This is a genomic window from Streptomyces sp. NP160, assembly GCF_006335115.1.
In the GTDB taxonomy this organism is placed as follows: Bacteria; Actinomycetota; Actinomycetes; order Actinomycetales; family Quadrisphaeraceae; genus Quadrisphaera.
In genome coordinates this window covers 46,685-68,280 of sequence record NZ_VDMJ01000020.1, presented here as the reverse complement: position 1 = coordinate 68,280, position 21,596 = coordinate 46,685, and the positions used below count along the sequence as shown (strand labels likewise).

Annotated in this window: 19 protein-coding genes; 9 read left to right on the top strand and 10 right to left on the bottom strand. The window is 75.0% G+C overall.

The genetic code is table 11. The annotated features are described in order from the left end of the window. Positions 1 to 123: 123 nt before the first annotated feature. The 3 genes from FHN55_RS11350 (at position 124) to FHN55_RS11340 (ending at position 5,568) form a co-directional block, all read left to right on the top strand. Positions 124 to 2,211, top strand: coding sequence for an aldo/keto reductase (locus tag FHN55_RS11350; RefSeq protein WP_139712424.1), 2,088 nt, complete (start codon positions 124 to 126; stop codon positions 2,209 to 2,211). Between the two features lie 64 nt (positions 2,212 to 2,275). After that, positions 2,276 to 4,435 (top strand): phosphate acetyltransferase, encoded by a 2,160-nt coding sequence (gene pta / locus FHN55_RS11345; protein ID WP_218974581.1) that lies wholly within the window; start codon positions 2,276 to 2,278, stop codon positions 4,433 to 4,435. After that, positions 4,432 to 5,568, top strand: coding sequence for an acetate/propionate family kinase (locus FHN55_RS11340; protein ID WP_139712423.1), 1,137 nt, complete (start codon positions 4,432 to 4,434; stop codon positions 5,566 to 5,568). Before pta ends, FHN55_RS11340 begins: the two co-directional genes overlap by 4 nt. A gap of 62 nt (positions 5,569 to 5,630) precedes the next feature. Here FHN55_RS11340 and FHN55_RS11335 read toward each other — a convergent pair whose 3' ends face one another. Both FHN55_RS11335 and FHN55_RS11330 read right to left on the bottom strand, forming a co-directional pair. After that, positions 5,631 to 6,347, bottom strand: a complete 717-nt coding sequence (locus FHN55_RS11335) for an NTP transferase domain-containing protein (RefSeq protein ID WP_139712422.1) — start codon at positions 6,345 to 6,347, stop codon at positions 5,631 to 5,633. Further along, a complete protein-coding gene (locus FHN55_RS11330) occupies positions 6,344 to 7,516 on the bottom strand; it encodes a CDP-glycerol glycerophosphotransferase family protein (RefSeq protein ID WP_139712421.1) in 1,173 nt (390 codons plus the stop codon). Before FHN55_RS11330 ends, FHN55_RS11335 begins: the two co-directional genes overlap by 4 nt. 181 nt (positions 7,517 to 7,697) lie before the next feature. On the opposite strand from FHN55_RS11330, the gene FHN55_RS11325 reads away from it, so the two are divergent. Both FHN55_RS11325 and FHN55_RS11320 read left to right on the top strand, forming a co-directional pair. Beyond that, the gene (locus FHN55_RS11325; protein ID WP_257570883.1) at positions 7,698 to 8,501 is read left to right on the top strand and encodes a sugar phosphate isomerase/epimerase; all 804 of its coding nucleotides are present in this window, start codon (positions 7,698 to 7,700) and stop codon (positions 8,499 to 8,501) included. Next, positions 8,498 to 9,643 carry a Gfo/Idh/MocA family protein gene (locus FHN55_RS11320; RefSeq protein ID WP_139712419.1) on the top strand — a complete coding sequence of 382 codons (1,146 nt, stop codon included), beginning with the start codon at positions 8,498 to 8,500 and terminating at the stop codon, positions 9,641 to 9,643. Before FHN55_RS11325 ends, FHN55_RS11320 begins: the two co-directional genes overlap by 4 nt. A 78-nt stretch (positions 9,644 to 9,721) precedes the next feature. On the opposite strand, the gene FHN55_RS22690 is transcribed toward FHN55_RS11320, so the two are convergent. Further along, a complete protein-coding gene (locus FHN55_RS22690) occupies positions 9,722 to 9,865 on the bottom strand; it encodes a hypothetical protein (protein ID WP_180357784.1) in 144 nt (47 codons plus the stop codon). A gap of 174 nt (positions 9,866 to 10,039) precedes the next feature. Between FHN55_RS22690 and FHN55_RS11315 the strand changes: the two genes are divergently transcribed. Continuing rightward, positions 10,040 to 10,966 carry an aldo/keto reductase family oxidoreductase gene (locus tag FHN55_RS11315; RefSeq protein WP_218974580.1) on the top strand — a complete coding sequence of 309 codons (927 nt, stop codon included), beginning with the start codon at positions 10,040 to 10,042 and terminating at the stop codon, positions 10,964 to 10,966. Positions 10,967 to 10,969: 3 nt separating this feature from the next. Here the strand turns inward: FHN55_RS11315 and FHN55_RS11310 are convergent, their stop codons facing one another. Then, positions 10,970 to 11,578 (bottom strand): nucleoside deaminase, encoded by a 609-nt coding sequence (locus FHN55_RS11310; protein ID WP_139712418.1) that lies wholly within the window; start codon positions 11,576 to 11,578, stop codon positions 10,970 to 10,972. 72 nt (positions 11,579 to 11,650) lie between these two features. Here FHN55_RS11310 and FHN55_RS11305 point away from each other — a divergent pair, with 72 nt between their 5' ends. Continuing rightward, entirely contained in the window at positions 11,651 to 12,628 is a 978-nt protein-coding gene (locus FHN55_RS11305; protein ID WP_139712417.1) for a sugar phosphate isomerase/epimerase, read from the top strand. 21 nt (positions 12,629 to 12,649) lie between these two features. On the opposite strand, the gene FHN55_RS11300 is transcribed toward FHN55_RS11305, so the two are convergent. Beyond that, entirely contained in the window at positions 12,650 to 14,119 is a 1,470-nt protein-coding gene (locus tag FHN55_RS11300) for a peptide MFS transporter (RefSeq protein ID WP_139712416.1), read from the bottom strand. A gap of 78 nt (positions 14,120 to 14,197) precedes the next feature. After that, a complete protein-coding gene (locus tag FHN55_RS11295) occupies positions 14,198 to 16,324 on the bottom strand; it encodes an MMPL family transporter (RefSeq protein ID WP_218974579.1) in 2,127 nt (708 codons plus the stop codon). Positions 16,325 to 16,423: 99 nt separating this feature from the next. Between FHN55_RS11295 and FHN55_RS11290 the strand changes: the two genes are divergently transcribed. Continuing rightward, complete coding sequence (locus tag FHN55_RS11290) at positions 16,424 to 16,948, top strand: MarR family winged helix-turn-helix transcriptional regulator (RefSeq protein ID WP_218974578.1); 525 nt, start codon at positions 16,424 to 16,426, stop codon at positions 16,946 to 16,948. Here the strand turns inward: FHN55_RS11290 and FHN55_RS11285 are convergent. Beyond that, positions 16,919 to 18,130: a PLP-dependent aminotransferase family protein gene (locus FHN55_RS11285; RefSeq protein WP_218974598.1), complete on the bottom strand. Its 1,212-nt coding sequence runs from the start codon at positions 18,128 to 18,130 to the stop codon at positions 16,919 to 16,921. The two genes, FHN55_RS11290 and FHN55_RS11285, sit on opposite strands and share 30 nt — an antisense overlap. 262 nt (positions 18,131 to 18,392) lie before the next feature. Continuing rightward, positions 18,393 to 19,412, bottom strand: a complete 1,020-nt coding sequence (locus FHN55_RS11280) for an AAA family ATPase (protein ID WP_139712413.1) — start codon at positions 19,410 to 19,412, stop codon at positions 18,393 to 18,395. A gap of 199 nt (positions 19,413 to 19,611) precedes the next feature. Between FHN55_RS11280 and FHN55_RS11275 the strand changes: the two genes are divergently transcribed. Then, positions 19,612 to 20,520, top strand: a complete 909-nt coding sequence (locus FHN55_RS11275; RefSeq protein ID WP_139712412.1) for an alpha/beta hydrolase — start codon at positions 19,612 to 19,614, stop codon at positions 20,518 to 20,520. A 21-nt stretch (positions 20,521 to 20,541) separates the two neighbouring features. On the opposite strand, the gene FHN55_RS11270 is transcribed toward FHN55_RS11275, so the two are convergent. Continuing rightward, the gene (locus tag FHN55_RS11270) at positions 20,542 to 20,943 is read right to left on the bottom strand and encodes an ester cyclase (RefSeq protein ID WP_139712411.1); all 402 of its coding nucleotides are present in this window, start codon (positions 20,941 to 20,943) and stop codon (positions 20,542 to 20,544) included. Further along, the gene (locus FHN55_RS11265) at positions 20,940 to 21,569 is read right to left on the bottom strand and encodes a hypothetical protein (protein ID WP_139712410.1); all 630 of its coding nucleotides are present in this window, start codon (positions 21,567 to 21,569) and stop codon (positions 20,940 to 20,942) included. The genes FHN55_RS11270 and FHN55_RS11265 overlap by 4 nt, the downstream gene beginning before the upstream one ends. Positions 21,570 to 21,596 lie beyond the last annotated feature (27 nt).

Genomic DNA, 21,596 nt, shown 5'->3' with positions numbered 1-21,596 from the left:
CTGTTCGGCGCGTCACCTGCGGAACCGCCCTCCGGGCTCGGCGTGTCGTGCTCGAGCACCCTTCCAGAGGGGTCTGACAGCCCGACCGGACCCGCCGTCGGGGGCCTCGCCTAGCCTGCTGGCGTGCCAGACGCCGACGTCTTCCGCTGGGCCGTGCTCGGCCCGGGGTCCATCGCCCGCCGCTTCGTGCGGGAGCTGCCCGCGAGCCCCACCGGCGTGCTCGTCGCCGTCGGCAGCTCCGACCCCGCGCGCGCCCGCGCGCTGGCCGACGAGGCCGAGGCCGGCGGGGAGCAGGGCGCCGCGCGGGGCGGGCGGGTGACCTCGGGGACCTACGAGGAGGTCCTCGCGGACCCGTCCGTCGACGGCGTCTACATCGCCGTCGTCCACCCCCGCCACGCCGAGCTGGCCGTCGCGGCGGCCCGCGCGGGCAAGCACCTGCTCGTGGAGAAGCCGCTGACGCCGGACCGCGGCTCCGCGGCGGGCGTCGTCGACGCCGCCCGCCAAGCCGGCGTCGCGCTCCTGGAGGCCTTCGCCTACCGCTTCCACCCCGCCACCCGCCGCCTGCTGGAGCTGGTCGCCGCAGGCGCCGTCGGGGAGGTCTCGCACATCGACTCCAGCTTCTGCTTCGCCTCGTCCCCGAACCCCGCCGGGGACCCGCGCGGCCCCGGGCGCCTGTTCGACCCCGCCACCGCGGGCGGCGGGATCCTCGACGTCGGCTGCTACCCGGTCTCCTTCGCCCGCGCCGTGGCCGGCGCCGCCAGGGGGAGGGCCTTCGCCGACCCGCTGCCCGGCCCCGAGGGCGTCCGGGCGGTCGGGCACCTGGGCCCCACGGGCGTGGACGAGTGGGCCCTGGCGCACCTCGACTTCGGCGGCGGGCTGCTGGCCACCGTCCGCACCGGGGTCCGCCTGGAGGAGCCGCAGACCGCGGTGGTCCGCGGGAGCCTCGGCACCCTCGAGCTGCACGACCCCTGGACCGTGCAGGCCGCACCCCGCCTCGTGCTGCGGCGGGTCGGCGAGGAGCCGGTGGAGCAGACCTGGGACGGCGCGGCCCCCGCGCAGCAGGCCTTCGCGCTGGAGGCCGAGGCCCTCGCCGCCGCCGCCCGCGCCCTGGCCGCCGGCACCGGGACCGGCGAGGCCCCGGAGCAGACCCACGAGGACTCCCTGGGCACCCTGGCCGTCCTCGACAGGTGGCGGGCCGGCACCGGCCTGCTCTACCCCTTCGAGGCCGAGACCGCGAGCATCCCGACGCTGTCCCGCCAGCCGCTGCGCGTCCCGGAGCCGGGCACCGCCAGCATCCCCGTCGGCACCGTCCCCGGGCTCGCCAGCCCGGTCTCGCGCCTGGTCATGGGGTGCGACAACCAGCCCACCCTGTCCCACGCCAGCGCCCTGTTCGACGCCTTCGTCGAGGCCGGCGGCACCACCTTCGACACCGCCTGGATCTACGGCCGCGACGGCGACTACGAGCGCCGCTTCGGCCGCTGGCTCGCGAACCGCGGGATCCGCGAGCAGGTCACCGTCATCGTCAAGGGCGCCCACACGCCCCACTGCGACCCGGAGTCGCTGTCCCGCCAGCTGCTGGAGTCCTTCGAGCGGCAGGGCCTGGAGCGCGCCGACCTCTACCTCATGCACCGCGACGACCCGTCCGTGCCGGTGGGGGAGTTCGTCGACGTCCTGGACGAGCACGCCCGCGCCGGCCGCATCGGCGTCTACGGCGGCTCCAACTGGACGCCGGAGCGCTTCGACGAGGCCAACGCCTACGCGCAGACCCACGGCCGGGCCGGCTTCGGGGTGCTGAGCAACCACTTCGGCCTGGCCCGCGCCCTCGACGTGCCGTGGGCGGGCTGCGTGCACGCCACCGACCCCGCCTCCCGCGCGTGGCTCGAGGAGCGCCAGGTGCCGCTGCTGCCGTGGAGCAGCCAGGCCCGCGGGTTCTTCGCCCGGGACGACGCCGAGATGCGCGGCGACGCCGAGCTGGTCCGCTGCTACCTCTCCGAGGACAACCTCGAGCGCAAGCGCCGCGCGCAGCACCTGGGGGAGCGCCTCGGCGTCCCGACCACCGCGGTGGCCCTGGCCTACGTGCTCGCCCAGCGCTTCCCGACGTTCGCGCTCATCGGTCCGCGGTCCCTCGCCGAGCTGCGGTCCTCCCTGGAGGGCCTCGCCGTGGAGCTGACCGCCGAGCAGGTCGCCTGGCTGGACCTGCGCGAGGCCTGAGGGTGATCGGCGCCACGCCGCCCCGGCGTGGCGCCGGTCGTCCCGGCCCGACAGGGTGGAGCCCGTGTCGTCAGCGAACCAGCGCCTGTACGTGACAGCGGACCGCGCCGGGGCGGGCAAGACCGTCGTGGCGCTGGGGCTGCTCGACCTGCTGGCCAGCTCCGTGCGCCGCCCGGTGGTCTTCCGGCCGGTCGTGTCCAGCCGCGACGAGCCCGACCCCCTGGTCGAGCTGCTGCGCCACCGCTACGACCTCGACATCGACGACGACGACGCGGTGGGCCTCACCTGGAGCGAGGCCGCGGCCCTCGTGGACGCCACGGACGCCGGACCGGACCCCCGCCGCCTGGTCGCGACCCTGGTCGAGCGCGTGGAGCGGCTGTCGGAGCGGTCCGACTTCGTGCTGGTGGTCGGCACGGACTTCACGGGACCGTCGCCAGCCACCGAGCTCGACCTCAACGCGCTGCTCGCCGTCAACCTCGGCGCTCCCGTCGTCGTCGTGGTCTCCGCCGCGGGGGTGGACGACGCCGAGGGCGTGCGGTCCGTGGCCGCGGCCGCCCGCGAGGCGGGCTCCGCGCTGGCGGCCCGCGGCGGCACCAAGCTGGCGACGGTGGTCAACCGCGTGGACCCCGCCCAGCGCGAGGCGGTGCTGACGGCGGTGCGCCAGGACGGCGGCCACACCGGCGGCGCCACCCGCCACCCGGTCTACGCGCTCGACGAGGTGCCGCTGCTGAGCGCGCTCACCGTGGGGGAGGTCGCCTCCGTCCTCGGCGGGGTGGTGCTCACCGGCTCGGCCTCGGCGCTGGAGCGCGAGGTGGGCGGGTACCTGGCCGGCTCGGCGCACGCCGACGTCGTCCTGCGGCTGCTGCGGGAGGGGACCCTGCTGGTGACCTCCGGTGACCGCCTGGACCTGATGCTCGTCTCCGCCGGCGCCGCCATCCACCGGGAGCTGCCGACCCCGGGCGGTCTGGTCCTCACCAACGGCACCCGCCCCGACGACCTGCAGCTGACGCTGCTGCGCCCCAGCGGACTGCCCATGATCAGCGTGCCCACCGACACGTACACGACCATCCACCGCCTCGAGGGCGCCAGCGGGGCGATCCAGCTCACGAGCCAGCGGAAGATCACCGCGGCCCTGGGGGCGTTCAGCGCCGGCGTGGACGCCGAGGAGCTGTCCGAGCAGATCCGGCTGGTCCGCACCGAGGCCGTGACCCCGGCGATGTTCAACGCCCGGCTGCTGGCGGCGGCCCGCGCGGACCGGCGCACCATCGTGCTCCCCGAGAGCGAGGACAGCCGCGTGCTGCGCGCCGTCGAGGAGCTCAGCCACCTCGACGTCGCCGACCTCGTGCTGCTGGGCCGCGAGGACGCGGTCCGCGCCCTCGCCGACCGCCTCGGGGTGGACCTCGGGTCCGCGCGGATCGTCGACCCCGCCACCTCGCCGCTGCGCGAGGAGATGGCGCCCGTGTACGCCGAGCGCCGCAAGCACAAGGGCGTGACCCTCGAGGCGGCCCTCGAGCAGCTCCTCGACCCGACGTACTTCGGCACGCTCATGGTGGAGACCGGTCACGCCGACGGCATGGTCTCGGGGGCCACCCACACCACCGCCGCGACCATCCGGCCGGCGCTGGAGGTCATCAAGACGCTCCCCGGCGCCAAGCGCGTCTCCGGCGCCTTCCTCATGTGCCTGCCCGACCGGGTGCTCGTCTTCGCCGACTGCGCCGTCAACCTCGACCCGACCGCCGAGGAGCTGGCCGGCATCGCGCTGTCCAGCGCCGAGACCGCCCGGGCGTTCGGGGTGGAGCCGCGGGTGGCGATGGTGAGCTACTCCACCGGCACCTCGGGCGCCGGCGTCGACGTCGACAAGGTCCGCGAGGCCACGCGCCTGGTCGCCGAGCGCGCGCCGGACCTGCCGCTCGCCGGACCGATCCAGTACGACGCCGCCGTCGACCCGGCCACGGGCGCCGCCAAGATGCCGGGGAACCCGGTCGCCGGGCGCGCCACGGTGCTGGTCTTCCCCGACCTGAACACCGGCAACACCACCTACAAGGCGGTGCAGCGCACCGGTGACGCCGTGGCCGTCGGGCCGGTGCTGCAGGGCCTGCGCCGCCCGGTCAACGACCTCTCCCGCGGCTGCACCGTGGCCGACGTCGTCTCGACCGTCGCCATCACCGCCGTGCAGTCCCAGACCACCGCCAAGGCCCAGAACAGGGAGACCGCACCCGCATGAGCAGGGTCCTCGTCGTCAACGCGGGCTCCTCGAGCCTGAAGTACCAGCTGCGCGAGCACGGCGACGGCTCGGCGGAGGTCCTCGCCAAGGGGACCGTGGAGCGCATCGGCTCCTCCGACGTGCCGGACCACGCCGCCGCGCTCGCCCGGGTCATGGACGCCCTGCAGGACGGGCCGGGGCTCGACGGGCTCGCGGGTGTCGGCCACCGGGTGGTGCAGGGGGGCACGCGGTACACCGACCCGACCGTCGTCGACGACGACGTCGAGCGCGGCATCGACGAGCTCTCCGCCCTGGCGCCGCTGCACAACCCGCCGCAGCTGGCGGCGATCCGGGCGCTGCGCAGGGCGCTGCCCGACGTGCCGCAGGTGGCGGTGTTCGACACCGCCTTCCACGCGACCATCCCGGCGCGCGCCGCCACCTACGCCGTGGACGCGGAGGTGGCCCGTCGGTACGGCCTGCGCAAGTACGGCTTCCACGGCACGAGCGTGCAGGTGGTCACCAAGCGGGCCGCGGCCTTCCTCGGGGTGCCCGTCGAGAGGTGCGACCTCGTGGTCGCGCACGTCGGCAACGGCGTCTCCGTCACGGCCGTGCAGGGCGGGCGCAGCGTCGACACGACCATGGGCCTGACCCCCCTGGCGGGCGCCGCGATGGGCACCCGCAGCGGCGACGTGGACCCGGCCATCGTCATGACCCTGGTGCGCGAGGCGGGCATGACCGCGGCCGAGGTGGACGACCTGCTCAACAAGCGCAGCGGCCTCAAGGGCCTGGCGGGGGAGTCCGACGTGCGCGCCGTGCAGGCCCGCGCCGACGCCGGCGACGACGCGGCGCGGGCCGCGCTGGAGGTCTACTGCTACCGCCTGAGCGCCGCCGTGGGCTCGTTCCTGGCGCTGGTGCCGCGGGTGCAGGCGGTGGTGTTCACCGCCGGGGTGGGGGAGAACGCCGCCGCGGTGCGGGCCGCCGTGTGCGCGCCCCTGGAGCACCTGGGCTTCGGGGTGGACCCCGGGCTCAACGGCGCCGCGCAGACGCCGGGGAGCCCGGCCCAGCCGGTGCGGATCGGCGAGAAGGTCGTCGTCGTCCCCACGGACGAGGAGGCCGAGATCGCCGACCAGGTGCTCGCCGTCGTCACCCCCTGACCTCCGTGATCATGGGCGGTCGGCCACCCGGGGCGGCCGACCTCCCATGATCACGGACGGGGTCAGTGCTCGAGCGCCTCGCGGTGCTCGGCGACGAGGCGCTCGGCGCGGGCGAGGTCCTCCTCGAAGTCGACCTCGACCGCGACGTGCGCGGAGATGTCCACCGGGAGCACCCTCATGCCCTGGGCGATGGACAGCTCGATGCCCCGCTCGAAGTAGTCCTGGTCGCCGCAGGCGCGGAGGTTCTCGACGAGCAGCGCCTTGTCGGCCGCGCCCACGAGGTTGATGCCGACCGCCTCCCCGAGGCCGCCGACCACGGTCTTGGAGAGCTCCTTGATGAAGCCGTCGTCGTCGACCGTGTACTTGACCTCCTCCTCGGCCACCGAGGAGGTGTTGACGCAGACCGCGCTCTCGCCGCGGGCGATCGGCCCGAGCAGCAGCTCCAGCAGCGCGGGCTCGAAGACGACGTCGCCGTTGAGCCAGACGACCGGGCCGTCGGCGGACAGCTCCAGCGCCCGCAGCAGGGACTTGGAGGTGTTGGTGTCCTCGTAGTCCTCGTTGTAGGCGAACAGGAGGGTCGGCAGCGCCTCCATGATCAGGGGGGCCTTGTAGCCGACCACCGCGGTGATGGACAGCTGCTCGCCGAGCACGGACCGCAGGTTGTCGACCTGCTGGGCGAGGATGCTGCGCCCGTCGGCCAGCTGAGTCAGCGGCTTCGGCAGGGGCCGGCCCAGCCGGGTGCCCTTGCCCGCGGCCAGCACGACCGCCTGCAGCGTCACCGGGACACCTCCTGCGCCGGGGAGGTCGCGTCCGCGTCCTCGCGCTGGCCGGGCAGCTGAGCCGGCGCCGCCGCGAGGGCCGCGCGGGCGGGCAGCACCAGGTCGAGCACCCGCTGGACGGCGCCGCCGTCGTCGAGGGGGCAGTGCTGCGCGCGGAACGCGTCTGCCGCCTCCTCCCAGGCCGCGGTGGCGGCCACCGGGTCGGCGAGGGCGTCGAGCAGCTCCTCGCTCGTGCGCAGCACCGGCCCGGGGGGCGAGCCGAACAGGTCGAAGTAGAAGCCGCGCAGGTCGTCGCGGTAGTGCTCCAGGTCGTAGGCGAACAGGAGCAGCGGCTTGCGCGTGGCCGCGAAGTCGAACAGCGTCGAGGAGTAGTCCGTGACCATCGCGTCGGCCGCCAGGTACAGGTCGGCGATGTCCGGGTGGCTCGACACGTCCAGGACCCCGGGCGGCAGCGGGGCGCCGCCGAGGGAGTCGGCCAGCCGGTCGGAGAGCATGTAGTGGAGCCGGAGCAGCAGCACGTGGGTGTCGCCGAAGCGGCGGCTGAACTCGGCGAGGTCGAGGCGCAGGTCCACGTCGCGGCGGCCGACGGCGTCCACCACGTCGTCGCGCCACGTGGGCGCGTAGAGGACGGCGGTCTTCTCCGGGGTGAGGCCCAGCTGGGTGCGCACCGCGGCGCGCAGGTCCTCGCGCCGGGGCGAGAGCAGGACGTCGTTGCGCGGCCAGCCGGTCTCGGCGATCGGGCCGGTCCAGCGGAACGCGGTGGTCAGCGCCTCGGTGGCCTCGGGTCCGGCCGACAGCAGCAGGTCCCACCGGTCGACGTCGCGCCAGCCGGGCACGGGGTCGTCGGGGCCGACGTGCGGCTCGTCCGCGGCGATGCGCTTGAGCGGGGTGCCGTGCCAGGTCTGCAGGTACAGGCAGCCGGCGGCCTTCTCCCACTCCGGGCGCAGGTGGTAGTTGGAGACGACGACGTCGGCCGCCTCGAGCGCGGCCACGGCCCCGGGGCCGTCGGGCTCCACGAGGGCCGGACCGTCGGGGAAGCCCGCGCGGTGCGCCGGCGACGCGAGCCAGGTGTGCTCCAGCGGGACGCCGGCCGTGCGGGTGAGCGCCTCGTAGAGCGCGCGGGGGCTGTCGGAGTACCTGCCGTCGAAGCTGTTGTAGACGATCCTCACGCGACCACTCCCTCCTGGCGCCGCCCTCGCGGGGCAGCGCGGTCCGACCGCCCATGATGGGGCCCGGCCGACCATGATCGCGTCCGGTCGGACCCCGACCGGCTGGTCGGGAAGTTTCCCCGGATGGTTGAGTTGGGGCACGCACCACGGCCGCGACGCCGCCACGACGACGAGGAGCAGCGTGTCCACCACCCCCACCCCCGCTGGCCAGACGGCCGACTCCCGGGCCAGCAGCCAGGTCTCCGTCCAGCTCTACACCGTGCGGGAGGCGCTCGCCGACGACGTCGCCGGCACCGTGGCGCGCCTGGCCGCGCTGGGCTTCGCCTCGGTGGAGCCGTTCGGCCCGCTGGCGCTGTCCGACGAGCTGGCCTCCGCGCTGGCCGAGCACGACATCGCGGCCCCGACCATGCACCAGCGCTTCGTCGGCTCCGACGACGACGCGCTGGACGCGCTGTTCGCCGCGGCGGCGGCCCGGGGCACCCGCACGGTCATCGACCCGTTCACCCCGCCGGACCGCTGGGGCACCCGGGAGGACGTCGAGGCCGTGGCCGCCGAGCTGGCCGCCGCCGCCGCCGTCGCCGCTCGCCACGGCGTGCGCGTCGGGTACCACAACCACGCTCACGAGCTGCAGAGCGTCCTGGACGCCACCACCGCCTTCGAGGTGCTCGCCCAGCGCCTCGCGGAGGTGGCTCCCGAGGTGGTCCTCGAGGTGGACACCTACTGGGTGGCGGTCGGCGGGCAGGACCCGGTGGCCCTGCTGCAGCGGCTGGGCGACCAGGTGGTGGCCCTGCACCTCAAGGACGGCCCGGCCACCGCGGACGTGCTCGACCAGGTCGCCCTCGGGCGGGGCTCCCTGCCGGTGGCCGAGATCGTGGCCGCGGCGCCGTCAGCGCTGCGGGTGATCGAGCTGGACGACTCCCGCGGCGACCGGTTCACCGCCGTCGCCGACGGCCTGGCGCACCTGCGAGCGGAAGGACTGGCATGAGCGAGACGACGACGGGCGGGGCGGGCGCGGCGAAGGGCGGACCGCGCGGCAGCGGCCGCGTGGGGGTCGGCGTGATCGGCGCCGGCACCATCAGCACGCAGTACCTGACCAACCTCACGTCCTTCCCCGACCTCGACGTCAGGGTGGTGGCCGACCTCGCGGTCGACCGCGCCCGGGCGCAGGCCGAGGCGTTCGGCGTGCCGCGCTGGGGCGCGGTGGAGGACGTCCTGTCCGACCCCGAGGTGGAGGTGGTGGTCAACCTGACCATCCCCGCCGCCCACGTGGAGGTGGCGACGGCGGCCGTGGCCGCCGGCAAGGACGTCTGGACCGAGAAGCCGTTCGCCCTCGACAGGGCCAGCGGCACCTCGCTGCTGGAGGCGGCGGCGAAGGTCGACCGCCGCGTGGCGACCGCTCCGGACACCTTCCTGGGCGCGGGGCTGCAGAGCGCGCGCCGGCTGCTGGAGTCCGGTGCCGTGGGCGACCCGCTGACGGCGCTGGTGCTGCTGCAGAGCGCGGGGCCCGAGAGCTGGCACCCGGACCCGGCCTTCCTGTTCGCCGAGGGTGCCGGCCCGCTGTTCGACATCGGCCCCTACTACCTGACCGCGCTCGTGCAGCTGCTCGGACCCGTGGGCCGCGTCTCGGCGACGGCCTCGACGGCCCGGGCCCAGCGCACCATCGGCTCGGGCCCCAAGGCCGGCCAGGTCTTCGACGTGGAGGTTCCGACCCACGTCTCGGCGCTGTTCGAGTTCGAGGGCGGCGCGTCGGCCACGGCCGTGTTCAGCTTCGACTCGGCGGTGGGCCGCACCCAGCTGGAGGTGGCCGGCGCCGGCGGCACGCTGGAGCTGCCCGACCCCAACACGTTCGACGGCGACACCGTGGTGCACGAGATCGGCGGGGAGCCGCGCAGCGAGGCGCCCACCGGGTCGACGGCGGGCCGCGGCCAGGGGGTGCTGGAGCTGGCCCGCGCCATCCGCGCCGGGCGCCCGGAGCGCGCCAGCGGCGAGCAGGCCTTCCACGTGCTCGACGTGATGGTCTCGACCATCGAGGCGTCGCAGCGGCGCAGTCCCGTGGAGGTGGAGAGCACCACAGCGGTGGCGCCCGCGCTGCCGGCCGACTGGGACCCGACCGCCCGCACGCTCTGACGCTCCCGGCCACCAGCACGGCGACGGCCCCGCCTCCCCCTGTCGGGGGCGGCGGGGCCGTCGTCGTCCTCGGGTGGCTCAGAAGACCCTTCGGCGCGTGCCGCCGATCGGGACGAGGTTGAGCACGAGGCCCACAATGATCAGCACGATGCCGATCGTGAGCAGCAGGTTCTGCGGCAGGAAGATGCCCAGCAGCAGCAGGATGAGCCCCAGGACGATCATGTCGCCACCTCCAGTTGAACAATGTCTGGATCACTCCAGCTGAGGAGGACTGTCCTCTCCGGGGTGGTCGACGGCGAGTCGATCTTCACCCGTCCGCGACGACCCCGCGCCACCTCGTGGCGGGGCCGGCGCCCCCCGGTGGCCGGTGCCTGCGCGGGCGACAGGATGGGCCGGGTGAAGACCCAGCAGCTCGGCCGCACCGGCCTCGAGGTCAGCAGCATCGTGCTCGGCCTCATGCGCATCGACGCCCTCGACGACGCGGCCATCGACGCCCTCGTCCGCACCGCCCTCGACGAGGGCGTCACCGTGCTCGACCACGCCGACGTCTACGGCGGCGACCACCTCTGCGAGCGCCGCTTCGCCGAGGCGGTCAAGCTCACCCCGTCCGAGCGCGAGCGGGTGGTCATCCAGTCCAAGTGCGGCATCCGCGACGGCTTCTTCGACTTCTCCACCGCGCACATCCTCAGCGCCGTCGACGCCTCGCTCGCGGCGCTGCAGACCGACCACCTCGACGTCCTGCTGCTGCACCGGCCCGACGCCCTGGTGGAGCCCGAGGAGGTCGCCGCCGCCTTCGACCAGCTCGAGGCCGCGGGCAAGGTCCGCCACTTCGGCGTCTCCAACCACACCCCGCTGCAGCAGGAGCTGCTGAAGACGGTGGTGCGCCAGCCGCTCGTGGCCAACCAGGTGCAGCTCAGCGTCACCCACTCCTCGCTGGTCTCCACCGGCGTCGCCTCCAACATGGAGGGGCTGGAGCAGTCGGTGCACCGCGACGGCGGCATGCTCGAGCACGCCCGCCTCAACGGGACGACGCTGCAGGCGTGGTCGCCGTTTCAGGGCGGCTTCTTCACGGGCACCTTCCTCGGTGACCGCGAGCAGTACGCCGACCTCAACGACGTGCTCGAGGAGCTGGCCGAGGCCCACGGCGTCACCCCCACGGGCATCGCCACCGCGTGGATCACCCGCCACCCGGCCGACATCCAGGTGGTGCTCGGCACCACCAAGCCGGAGCGCGTGCGCGAGGCGGTGGCCGGCTCCGACGTCCGCCTGAGCCGCCAGGAGTGGTACCGCCTCTTCACCGCCGCGGGCTCGCTCGTCCCCTGACCCTCATGGCGACGGCTGGCGGGCGTTGTAGACCAGCGCCCGCCCGCCGTCGGCCTCCGCGCGGTACTCGCGGTAGACCGCCAGCGCCTCCTCGCGCAGCACGTCCGTGACCACGGTGATGCCGCGCGCCTCGAACTGCTCGGCCCAGTCGGCGCCCAGCGGTCCCTCGTCGAAGCCGGTGATCTCCTCCAGCTCCGGCCCCTGCCCCGCGACCACCAGCCGGCGCACGCCCGACCACATGGCGGCGCCGTAGCACTGGATGCAGGGCCGCCAGTTGACCACCAGCTCGTGCACGGGCTGCCCGGGTCCGCCCAGGTCCCACGTGCCGACGGCGGTCTGCGCGAGCCCGAGGGCCACCACCTCGGCGTGGCCGGAGGAGACCCCGGAGCCGAGCACCACGTTCACGCCGGCGCTCACCACCTCGCCGGTGTCGGCGCGGACGACGAGCGCGGCGAACGGCCCGCCGCCGCCCTCGCGGTGGTTGCGCGCGGCGAGCCGGTGGACCACGGCCATCCGGTCCTCCGCGGTCGGCAGGACCGACGGCACGTCGGCGAGCTCGCCGGCCACCCAGGCGGGCAGGGCGAGGGTGAAGCTGGTGGCGAGCTGGTGCACGGCGGCACCCTCGCACGGACTGCAGCGCCACGGGGCTTCCGATCACCGGGTCGGGCGGGGCAGGGTCGTGCGGTGAGCAGCCCGGTGAGCCACCCCCTGACCCGCGACCGCGTCGCCCTCAACGCCATCCAGTGGATCAACGTCAAGGCCGACCCGTCCGACCCGGACAGCCCTGACCTGTGGCGCTACGCCGACCCCGACTTCCGCGCCGACTACCCCGGCGTCCTCGCCGAGATCGCCGGAGCCGGCTTTGGCGCGGTGATGATGGAGGTGCTGGCCACCCAGACCCTCCAGGACTACGCGCGGATGGTGCGCGACTCGGGCCTCGCGCTGGCGCCGGGGTACGCGCAGATCGGCATCCCCTCCGACCACGACGTGCGCCTGGCCCCCGGCTCCGCCGAGCGCGTGCACTGGTTCGACGGCGTCCGCCGCCGCGCGGAGGAGTCCGCGTACTTCGGCCTGGACAGCGTCTTCATCGCGCCGGAGGTGGCGTGGGGGCCGAAGCACCCGCGCACGGAGGTGGGTGCGGCGACCGGCCTCGGCTTCGACCAGGCGCGGCTGGACGAGGTCATCGACGTCCTCGGGCAGGCCTGCGAGGTGCTGGTGGCCGAGGGGGTGCGGCCGGGGCTGCACAACCACGTGGGCACCTGGGTGGAGACCGAGGACGAGATCGAGCAGGTGCTGGCGGCGGTCCCGGCGAGCCTCCTGGGGGCGTCGTTCGACGTGGGGCACCTGGGATGGGCGGGCATCGACGCCGCCGCGATGCTGCGCCGGCACGCCGACAGGCTGCTCGACCTGCACCTCAAGGACCTCGACCTGGGCGTCGCGGCAGCCAGCCGCGCCACCCCGACGCCCTACCGCAAGGCCGCCGACAGCGGCATCTTCCTGGAGCCGGGGCTCGGTCAGGTCGACCTGGACGGCGTGCTGGCCGCGCTGCCGGAGGGCTTCGGCGGCTGGGTCATCATCGAGGTCGACAAGGCGAGCATGGCCCCCGACGCCTCCGCGCGGGCCAGCTGGGAGTGGGTCGAGCGGGCGATCCCTGCGGCGTGACCGCGGCCCCGTGGCGGTCGGTCAGTCGACGCCGCTCATGAGCCGGTGGATCGGCCTGGCCACCAGCGCCAGGACGACGGCGAGGCCGATCGCCACGAGGCCCAGCGCGCTGAAGTAGCCGGCCTGCCCCTCGGGCGTCCAGTTCCCTGCGAAGACCCCGGCGAGCGCCGAGCCGAGCGCGGTGGACAGGAACCACAGCGCCACCATCTGGGTGGGGAACGCCTTGGGCGCGAGCTTGGTGGACAGCGACAGCCCCACGGGGGAGAGCAGCAGCTCCGCCACGGTGAACGCCAGCAGCACCCCGACCAGCCCGAGCAGCGGCGCGCTGTGCGGCGCGGGGTCGGACATGGGCAGGAACAGCAGGAACGCCACGCCCATGACGCCCACGCCAGCGGCGAACTTCACCGGGGTGGACGGCTGGCGCGAGCCGAGCCGCGTCCACAGGGCGGCGAAGACGCCGGACAGCACGATGATGAAGACCGGGTTGATCGACTGCACCCAGGAGGCCGGCACGGTCCAGCCGAACAGCGACCTGTCCAGCTGGGAGTCGGCGAACAGCGCGACCACCGTCGACTGCTGCTGGTACAGCGACCAGAACGCCACCGAGGCGACGAACATGGGGATGAACGCCAGCACCCGGCGCCGCTCGACCGCGTCGAGGCGGGAGCTGCTCAGGAGGAAGGCGAAGTACGCCGCCGACGCGACGGCGCAGGTCACCGCGACGATGGTCGCCAGGCCGGCCAGCGGCAGCAGGCCGAGGAACCCCGCCACCGCGATGACGACGACGACGGCGACGGCCACCAGCGCCCACCGCAGCCGCTGCGCGGCCGGCAGCGGGTCCGGCACGCGCGAGGCCTCCCCGCCGCGCAGGCCCTCGCGGCCGACCGCGTACTGGGTCAGTCCGAGGGCCATGCCGATGGCCGCCAGCCCGAACCCGAGGTGGAACCCGACCGCGCTCTGCGCCAGACCGGTGAGCAGCGGGCCGATGAGCGCGCCGACGTTGATGCCCAGGTAGAACAGCGAGAACCCGGCGTCGCGGCGGGTGTCGCCCTCGGCGTAGAGGGTGCCGACCAGGGCGGTCGCCGTCGCCTTGACCCCTCCGCTGCCCAGCGCAACGAGCACGAGGCCCGCGCCCACCCCGGCGAGGCCCGGCAGCACCGCGAGGGCGATGTGCCCGAGCATCACCACGCACGCGCTGCCGAACAGGACGCGCTCGCGGCCGGCGAGGCGGTCCGAGACCCAGCCGCCGACGATCGTGGACAGGTACACCAGGCCGCCGTAGGCGCCGACGATGCTCGTGGCGGTCGCCTGCGGCACGCCGAGCCCGCCGTCGGCGACGGAGTAGTAGAGGTAGTAGGCGAGGATCGCCTGCATCCCGTAGAAGCTGAACCGCTCCCACATCTCCACGCCGAACAGGTGCGCCAGTGCCCGGGGCTGGCCCAGGAACCCGCGGTCTGCGGTGGCCGTGGCTGACTCGTCCTTCACGCTCACGGGGTTCTAGGTTGCCACCGGCACCCTCCTCTGACCAGCCCGCCGCGATCATGGGCCCCCGCCGGTGCGACCCGGTGGTCAGCGGGCTGAGAGCTCCGGGGCCGGCGCGCCGGCGGAGCTGCCGTCGCCGTGAGCCCCGTCGTCCCGGTGGCGGCTCGGGCGGGACAGGGCGCCCGGCCACCAGGCCCACCGGTCCAGCAGCGTGAACAGCGCCGGGACCAGCAGCGTGCGCACCAGCAGGGTGTCGAGCAGCACGCCGATCCCCACGATGATCCCCAGCTCGGTGAGCGTGATGAGCGGCAGCACGCCGAGCACCGTGAACACCGCCGCCAGCAGCACGCCGGCGCTCGTGATCACAGCGCCCGTCACCGAGACGCCCACCACCACGGCCTCGTGCGTCCCGCGGGCAGGCACCTCCTCGCGCACCCGCGTGACGAGGAAGATGTTGTAGTCGACGCCCAGCGCGACCAGGAAGAGGAACGCCAGCAGCGGCACGCCCGTGTCCAGGCCGGGGTAGCCCAGCACGTCCGTGGCGAGCCAGTTGCCCGCGCCCAGCGCTGCGAAGAAGCTCGCCACCACGGTGGCCACCAGCACCAGCGGCCCGACCACCGCCCGCAGCAGCACGACGAGCACCAGCAGCACGATCAGCAGGACGAGCGGCGCGACCACGCGCAGGTCGCGCTCGGTGGCGGTCCTGACGTCCAGGTCGCTCGCGGTGCTCCCGCCCACCAGAACCTCGCCGTCGGTGCCGGGCACCGCGTCGAGCGCCGTCCGCAGCCGCTCCACGGTCGCCTGCGCGGCGGGGCTGCCCGGGTCTGCGTCGAGCACCGCGGTCACCTCGGTGAGTCCCGCCCCCTGGCGCCCGGCGGTGGCCGACGCCACGCCCTCGGTCGCGGTCGCGGTGTCCACCACGGCGGCCACCACAGTCTGGTCCGTGCTCCTGACGACGATCCGCGCCGGGTCCGCCGCGCCTGCCGGGAAGGCCTTCGCCAGGGTCTCCACGCCGGTCACCGCCTCCGCCTCGACGCGGAACTGCTCGGTCTGGCTGAGGCCCAGCCGCGCACCCGAGATCCCCGCCGCCATCACCGCGAGGACGGCGACGGCGACCGCCACCACGCGCCACGGCCGCTGCACCACGGCCCGGCCGATGCGGGACCACGGTCCGCTCAGCGACGTCTCCGCCGAGCCGACCCTGGGGACGAACGGCCAGAAGACCCCGCGCCCGCACAGCACCAGCGCCGCCGGGAGCACGAGCAGCGCGAAGAGGGCCGCCACCGCGATGCCGAGCGCCCCGAACTGCCCGACGCTCCGGTTGGACCCGAGCACCGCGAACGACAGCGCGAGCAGCGAGAGCACAACCGTGCCCGCGCTGGCCGCGATGGCGGGGGCTGCGCCGCGCCACGCGCGCCGCATGGCGAGGCGGCGGTCCGCCTCGCGGCGGAGCTCCTCGCGGTAGCGGGCGATGAGCAGCAGGGCGTAGTTGGTGCCGGCGCCGAAGACGAGCACGTCGGCGATGCCTCCCGTGGAGGGGTCGAGCACCACGTCGAAGGTGCGGGAGACCACGGCGAACAGCGCCGTGGCCGCCGCCGCCGACGCGCCCACCACGGCCAGCGGCACCAGCCACAGCACGGGGCTGCGGTAGGTGACGAGCAGCAGTGCAGCCACCACGAGCACCGTGGTGAGCAGCAGCGTGAGGTTGGCGCCCTCGAACTGCGCGGCGATGTCGGTGGAGAACGCCGCCCCGCCCGTGACCTCGGCGGTCAGCCCGGAGGGCAGGTCGGCGGTCGTGGAGCGCACGTCGGCGCGGATCGCCCCGACGGTCTCTGCCAGCGCCTCGGTGCCGCCGGCGCTGCTCAGCGGTACGGCGACCAGTGCCGTCGTCCCGTCCGGCGAGGTCACCGGCGGGGCGACCCGCCCGCCCTCGGCGATCGCGGCCAGCTGCCCGGAGAGCTGCTGGAGCGCTGCGGTGTCGGCGGCCTGCAGGCCGCCGTCGCGGCGGACGACGACGAGCGCCGACGTCGCGTCAGCACCCGGCAGCTGCCGCTCGAGCTCGGCCACCCGCACGGACTCCGCAGACGAGGGCAGCCCGGCGCTGACGCCCGTGCCGCGGTCGGGGGAAGGGGCGAGGACCGTCAGGCCGAGGGCCACCAGCAGGCCGAGCACCACGGTGAGCCAGGCGCTGCTCCGTCCGACGGGTGCGGTCACGACGCGTCTCATGAAAACCTCTCGGTGGTCGAACCTTTCGATGAGCGAGATGATGGAGCGCGCGGAGGACCAGCGCAAGACGGAGGGAGGATGGTGGGCGTGGCGCACAGGCGGGAGGGGCACGACGGCGAGCGCGCCCGGCTGCAGCGCGTCCTCGTCGACGACGTCCGGACGCTGACCTACCGGACGCAGCACCTGGCGCACGCCTTCGCCGAGCACCAGGCGATGCACCCCACCGACCTCGAGGCGATGGTCCACGTCATGCAGGCCGAGGACGGGGGTGACCCGCTGACGGCCGGTGGGCTGGCCGAGGCCCTGGGCCTGAGCACGGCTGCCACCACCAGCGTGGTCGACAGGCTTGAGCGCGCCGGTCACGTGCAGCGCGAGCGCGCCGAGACCGACCGGCGGCGCGTGCACCTGCGCATCACTCCGAGTGCGATGGCCGTGGCCGGCGCCTTCTTCGGGCCGCTCGGCCGTCGGACCGACGCGGTGATGGCGACCTTCAGCCAGGACGAGCTGTCAGCGGTGCACCGCTTCCTCCTGGAGTTCAGCGCGGCGATGGAGGACGCCGAGCGCGAGCACCGCTCCCGGGCGTCAGCGGCCCAGGGCCCGTCCCAGACGTGACAGGCCCTCGCGGGTGCGCCCGGGGGAGTGCGTGGTGAACGACAGCCGCAGCGTCGAGCGGTCCGGCGTCCCGGCGTAGAACGGCGCCCCGGGCACGAAGGCGACGTCATGCTCCAGTGCCGCGGGCAGCAGGGTCGCCGTGTCGACGCCACCGGGCAGGCGCGCCCAGACGAACATGCCGCCGTCCGGGTCGGTCCACCTCGACCCCGGCGGCAGCACCGACGGCAGCGACTCCAGCACGGCGTCCCGGCGAGCGCCGTAGGCGGCGCACAGCGCGGCGACGTGGGCGTCGAGATCGGTGGCGGTCAGGTACGCCGCTGCGGCGGCCTGGTCGATCGTGGAGGTGTGCAGGTCAGCGGCCTGCTTGGCCACCGCCAGCCTCGCCCGCAGCTCCCGCGGCGCCCGCAGCCACCCCAGGCGAAGGCCCGGGGCGAAGACCTTGGACAGGCTGCCCAGGTAGATGGCGCGACCCTCCAGCGCGGGCTGGGAGGCCAGCGGCGCCAGCGCCTCGCCGCGGTAGCGGAGCTCGCCGTAGGGGTCGTCCTCCACCACCCACGTCGGGCGGTCGGCCAGGAGCGCGGCCACCGCCGCCCGCCGGGCGGCGGTCAGCGTGCGACCGGTCGGGTTGGCGAAGGTCGGCACGAGGTAGACCAGCGCGGGGGCGTGCTCGTCGAGGACGCGCTCCAGCGACGCGGGCACCACGCCGTCGTCGTCGCTGGCCACGGGGACCACCCGCGCGCCGGCGAGCGCGAAGCTCTGCAGGGCGGCCAGGTACGTCGGCTCCTCCACGGCGACGACGGCGCCCGGGTCCAGCAGGGCGGTGCTCAGCAGCGCGAGCGCCTGCTGCGAGCCCGTGGTGACGAGCACGTCGTCGGCGGTGGTGGCCAGTCCGCGGCCGCTCGTGCGGGCGGCGAGGAGCGCGCGGAGGTCGGCGTTCCCCTCGGTGGGGGCGTACTGCAGCGCGGTGCGCGCCCCCGGCCCCGAGAGCACGGCGTCGAAGGCGGCGCGCACGCCGTCGACGTCGAACAGCTCGGGGGCGGGCAGGCCGCCGGCGAAGGAGACCACCTCGGGCCGGGCCGCGAGGGCCAGCAGGTCGCGCACGGGCGAGCTGGCCACGCCGCGCAGGCGCTGGGCGAGGGGGAGGGAGGACGTGTCAGCCACGGCAGGAGCTCCACGAGTCAGAGGACCGGCACCCCACCGCCCGCGGGGGTGGTCAGCGGAGGAGCGCCACAGGGAGTCCTGGTCGAGGACGGGGTCCAGCGTACCGACCCCACGCACCCCTCCGTGATCATGGACGTCCGGAGCACATGCCAGGCGTGATCATGGACGTCGTGCGCGTCCGAGAGCGCTCGACGCCGTCGTCCGCGGTCTCCGGAGGCTCACGGCTGCAGTCATCACGCTCGGAAGGTGCTCGGGAAGCCCGTGATCACGGGGAGCGGGCGGGTCAGCCGAGCCAGCGACGACGTCGGGGCGACTGCCCAGCGGAGGGGTCCTGTCCCAGCGCCTGCGCGGCCTCGGTGATGTCCTGCGCCCACAGCGCCATCACCTCGTCGCGCTCGAGCACGTCGACGTCGTCCTTCGCCGAGCGCGTCAGGCGCAGCGCCTGGCGGTTGAGCGCCTGCTCGAACAGCGTGCGGGCGAAGCGGGCGTTGCCCGAGTCCTGCCCGGACCGCAGACCGCCCAGCACGCTCCGCAGCGCTTCGGCGGCACCCGGCGCCATCGCGTACTCGTGCTCGGCCACGACCAGGGAGAAGATCTGCTCCAGCTCGGCCACGGAGTAGTCGGGGAAGGTGATCTCGCGGGCGAAGCGCGAGCGGAGCCCCGGGTTGGACCGCAGGAACGCGTCCATGAGCGCCGGGTACCCGGCGACGACGACCACCAGCCGGTGGCGGTGGTCCTCCATGCGCTTGAGCAGCACCTCGATGGCCTCGGGGCCGAAGTCGAGGCGTCCCTCGCCCTCGGGTGCGAGGGAGTAGGCCTCGTCGATGAAGAGCACCCCGTCCAGCGCGGAGCGGATCACGCGGTCGGTCTTGATGGCCGTCGCACCGACGTACTGCCCTACCAGGCCCGCCCTGTCGACCTCCACGAGGTGACCCCGGCCCAGCAGCCCCACGGCCCGGTACATCTCGGCGAGCAGCCGCGCCACGGTGGTCTTGCCGGTGCCGGGGTTGCCGAGGAAGACCAGGTGCTGGGAGGTCGCGACCTCCGGCAGGCCGTGCTCCTTGCGCCGCGCCTGCACCTGCAGGAACGCCAGCAGCGCCCGCACCTGCTCCTTGACGTCCTCGAGGCCGACCAGGGCGTCGAGGTCCGCCATCACCAGCGCCAGCGGGCGCGCCGGCGGGGTCTGCCCGAACAGCTCCTCGACGCCCCGCAGAGCGGGACCTGGCAGGCGGTCCTGCAGCCGCTCGCCCAGCTGGCCCGCCTTCTCGCGCAGGCCGTCGAGGGGGTTGCGGCGAGGGGCCATCCCCGGAGCGTAGGTCGGCGTCCCTTCCCCGCGCCCGCTCAGCGGTGGCGCACCCAGACCCCCGGCTCCTCCAGCACGCCCGTGCCCGCCGCCAGGTCGAGCCGCAGGGGCGCCGCAGCTGCACGGCGGTAGCCGCCCGTCGTCACCGCGGACGAGGGCCACCTCGGGGCCCGTCGCCGGCGTGCTTACGGTGGTGGTGATGACCTCCACCGACGTCGCCAGCCGGGTCCTGCCACCGCTCATGCGGGTGCTGCACTTCAACCGCACCTTCGCCACCGAGCAGGGCGCGCACGACAGGATCCGCGAGGCGACCCTGCGCCCCGCCGCGTACGGCCCGCCCCGCAGGCTGCGGCGGGACGTGCGCGTCGACGTCGTCCACGACCGCGGCTGGCCCGTCTACACGCTCACGCCGACGGCGGTCGAGCGCCCCGTCGGCGGGGTCGTCTACGTCCACGGTGGCGGCTGGGTCAACGAGATCGTCCGGCAGCAGTGGCACCTCGCGGCCACCGTCGCGGCGGAGGCGGGCGTCGTCGTCACCGTTCCGATCTACCCGTTGGTCCCGCACGGCACCGCGGGACCGGTGCGGGACCGGGTGGTCGAGCTGGTCCGCGCCAGCACCGAGCGGCACGGGCCCACCGGCGTCCTCGGTGACTCCGCCGGCGGGCAGATCGTGCTGTCCGCGGCGCTCTCGCTGCGCGACGAGGACGTCCGGCTGCCGCTGACCCTGCTGGTCTCCCCGGCCCTGGACCTCACGTGGAGCAACCCGCGCATCCCCGAGGTGCAGCCCACCGACCCGTGGCTGGCCACCCCCGGCGGCCGCGTGCTGGCCGACGCGTGGCGCGGCGACCTGCCGCTCACCGACCCCGCCGTCAGCCCCCTCTCCGGCGACCTCGCCGGCCTGGGGCCGCTGACGGTCTTCACCGGCACCCGCGACGTGCTCAACCCCGACGCCCACCTGCTGGTGGAGAAGGCCCGCGCCGCGGGTGTCGAGGCCGAGCTCCACGAGGCCCGCGGCCAGCTGCACGCCTACCCGATGCTCCCCACCGCACCGGGGCGCGCGGCCGCCGAGGTGCTCGTCGGGCGCGTGGCCCGGGCGCTGCGCCGCTGACCACTGCTGGTCGGCGGCGGCTCAGCCGCCCTGCACCTGGCGGCGCACGGCGTCGACGTCGACCACCGACTCGATGCTCCTGATGCGGCCGTCGACCAGCTCGTAGAAGGCGTGCTCGGCGAAGGCGACCCGCTGCCCGCGGGTGTCGACCCCGCGGAAGGGACGCACGGGCGTGCAGTCGAACCACAGCCGTGCCGCGAGGTGGTCGCCGTCGACCACCAGCGCGCGCAGCTCGTAGCGCAGGTCGGGGATGGTGGCCACGTCCTCGCGCAGCAGGTCGGCGAACTGCTCGCGCGTCATCAGCCGGCCGTCGTGCGTGACCTCGTCGTGGACGACGGCGCCCAGGTCCTCCCACCGGCGCTCGTCCAGCACCAGCAGGTAGCGCGCGTAGACGGCCTCCGCGCCGGTGTGCCCAGCAGTCATGCCGAGGAGCCCGGTACCGCTCGCGAGCCGGTCGCGCGGGTGCGCAGCGCGGTGGCCATCCGCGTGAAGCACACCCCGTACGCGCCGGTGGTCAGGGCGGCGCCCACGGCGACCAGGCCCCACACCAGGTCGCGGTCGGCGGAGGTGAGCAGCAGCGCGAGCAGCCCCGCCAGCCCGACGGCGCTCAGCGCCGTGGCGAGCCACGTGTCGATGCTGCGCTGGAAGATCCGCGCCATCGGGTAGAAGTGCAGCCCCACGACCAGGGCGATGGCCGGCAGCACGAGGTCGGGCCGGCCGATCCGGCCGAGCACGTTCGCCGCGACCACGACGAGCACCGCCTCGGCTGTGAAGACCCACCCGAAGGCCGTCCCGCTGCGCCTCTGCCAGCGCTGCTCCTGGGGCGTCATCGCGGTGCTGGCGCGCCCGCGGACGCGCGCGAGGCGCACGGCGCTCACGACGAACCACGCGCTGGCCAGCACGCCCACCGCCGTGACCGCCGTGCCCAGCGGCCCGGGCCAGGTGCCGAGGGTGTTGGCGCTCCACGCGGTGGTGAACACGGCCATGAGCGCGAGCCCGACGACGACGCCGTCGACGAGCGCGCGCGGGACGGACGTTCCCCCGGGCACCCGTCGACGCTATGCCCCGGACCGGGG

Bases quoted from the DNA above. Each gene is read 5' to 3' on its own strand.
- FHN55_RS11340 (WP_139712423.1), top strand. From the start codon at position 4,432: ATGAGCAGGGTCCTCGTCGTCAACGCGGGCTCCTCGAGCCTGAAGTAC.
- FHN55_RS11320 (WP_139712419.1), top strand. From the start codon at position 8,498: ATGAGCGAGACGACGACGGGCGGGGCGGGCGCGGCGAAGGGCGGACCG.
- FHN55_RS22690 (WP_180357784.1), bottom strand. From the start codon at position 9,865: ATGATCGTCCTGGGGCTCATCCTGCTGCTGCTGGGCATCTTCCTGCCG.
- FHN55_RS11280 (WP_139712413.1), bottom strand. From the start codon at position 19,412: ATGGCCCCTCGCCGCAACCCCCTCGACGGCCTGCGCGAGAAGGCGGGC.
- FHN55_RS11275 (WP_139712412.1), top strand. From the start codon at position 19,612: ATGACCTCCACCGACGTCGCCAGCCGGGTCCTGCCACCGCTCATGCGG.
- FHN55_RS11270 (WP_139712411.1), bottom strand. From the start codon at position 20,943: ATGACTGCTGGGCACACCGGCGCGGAGGCCGTCTACGCGCGCTACCTG.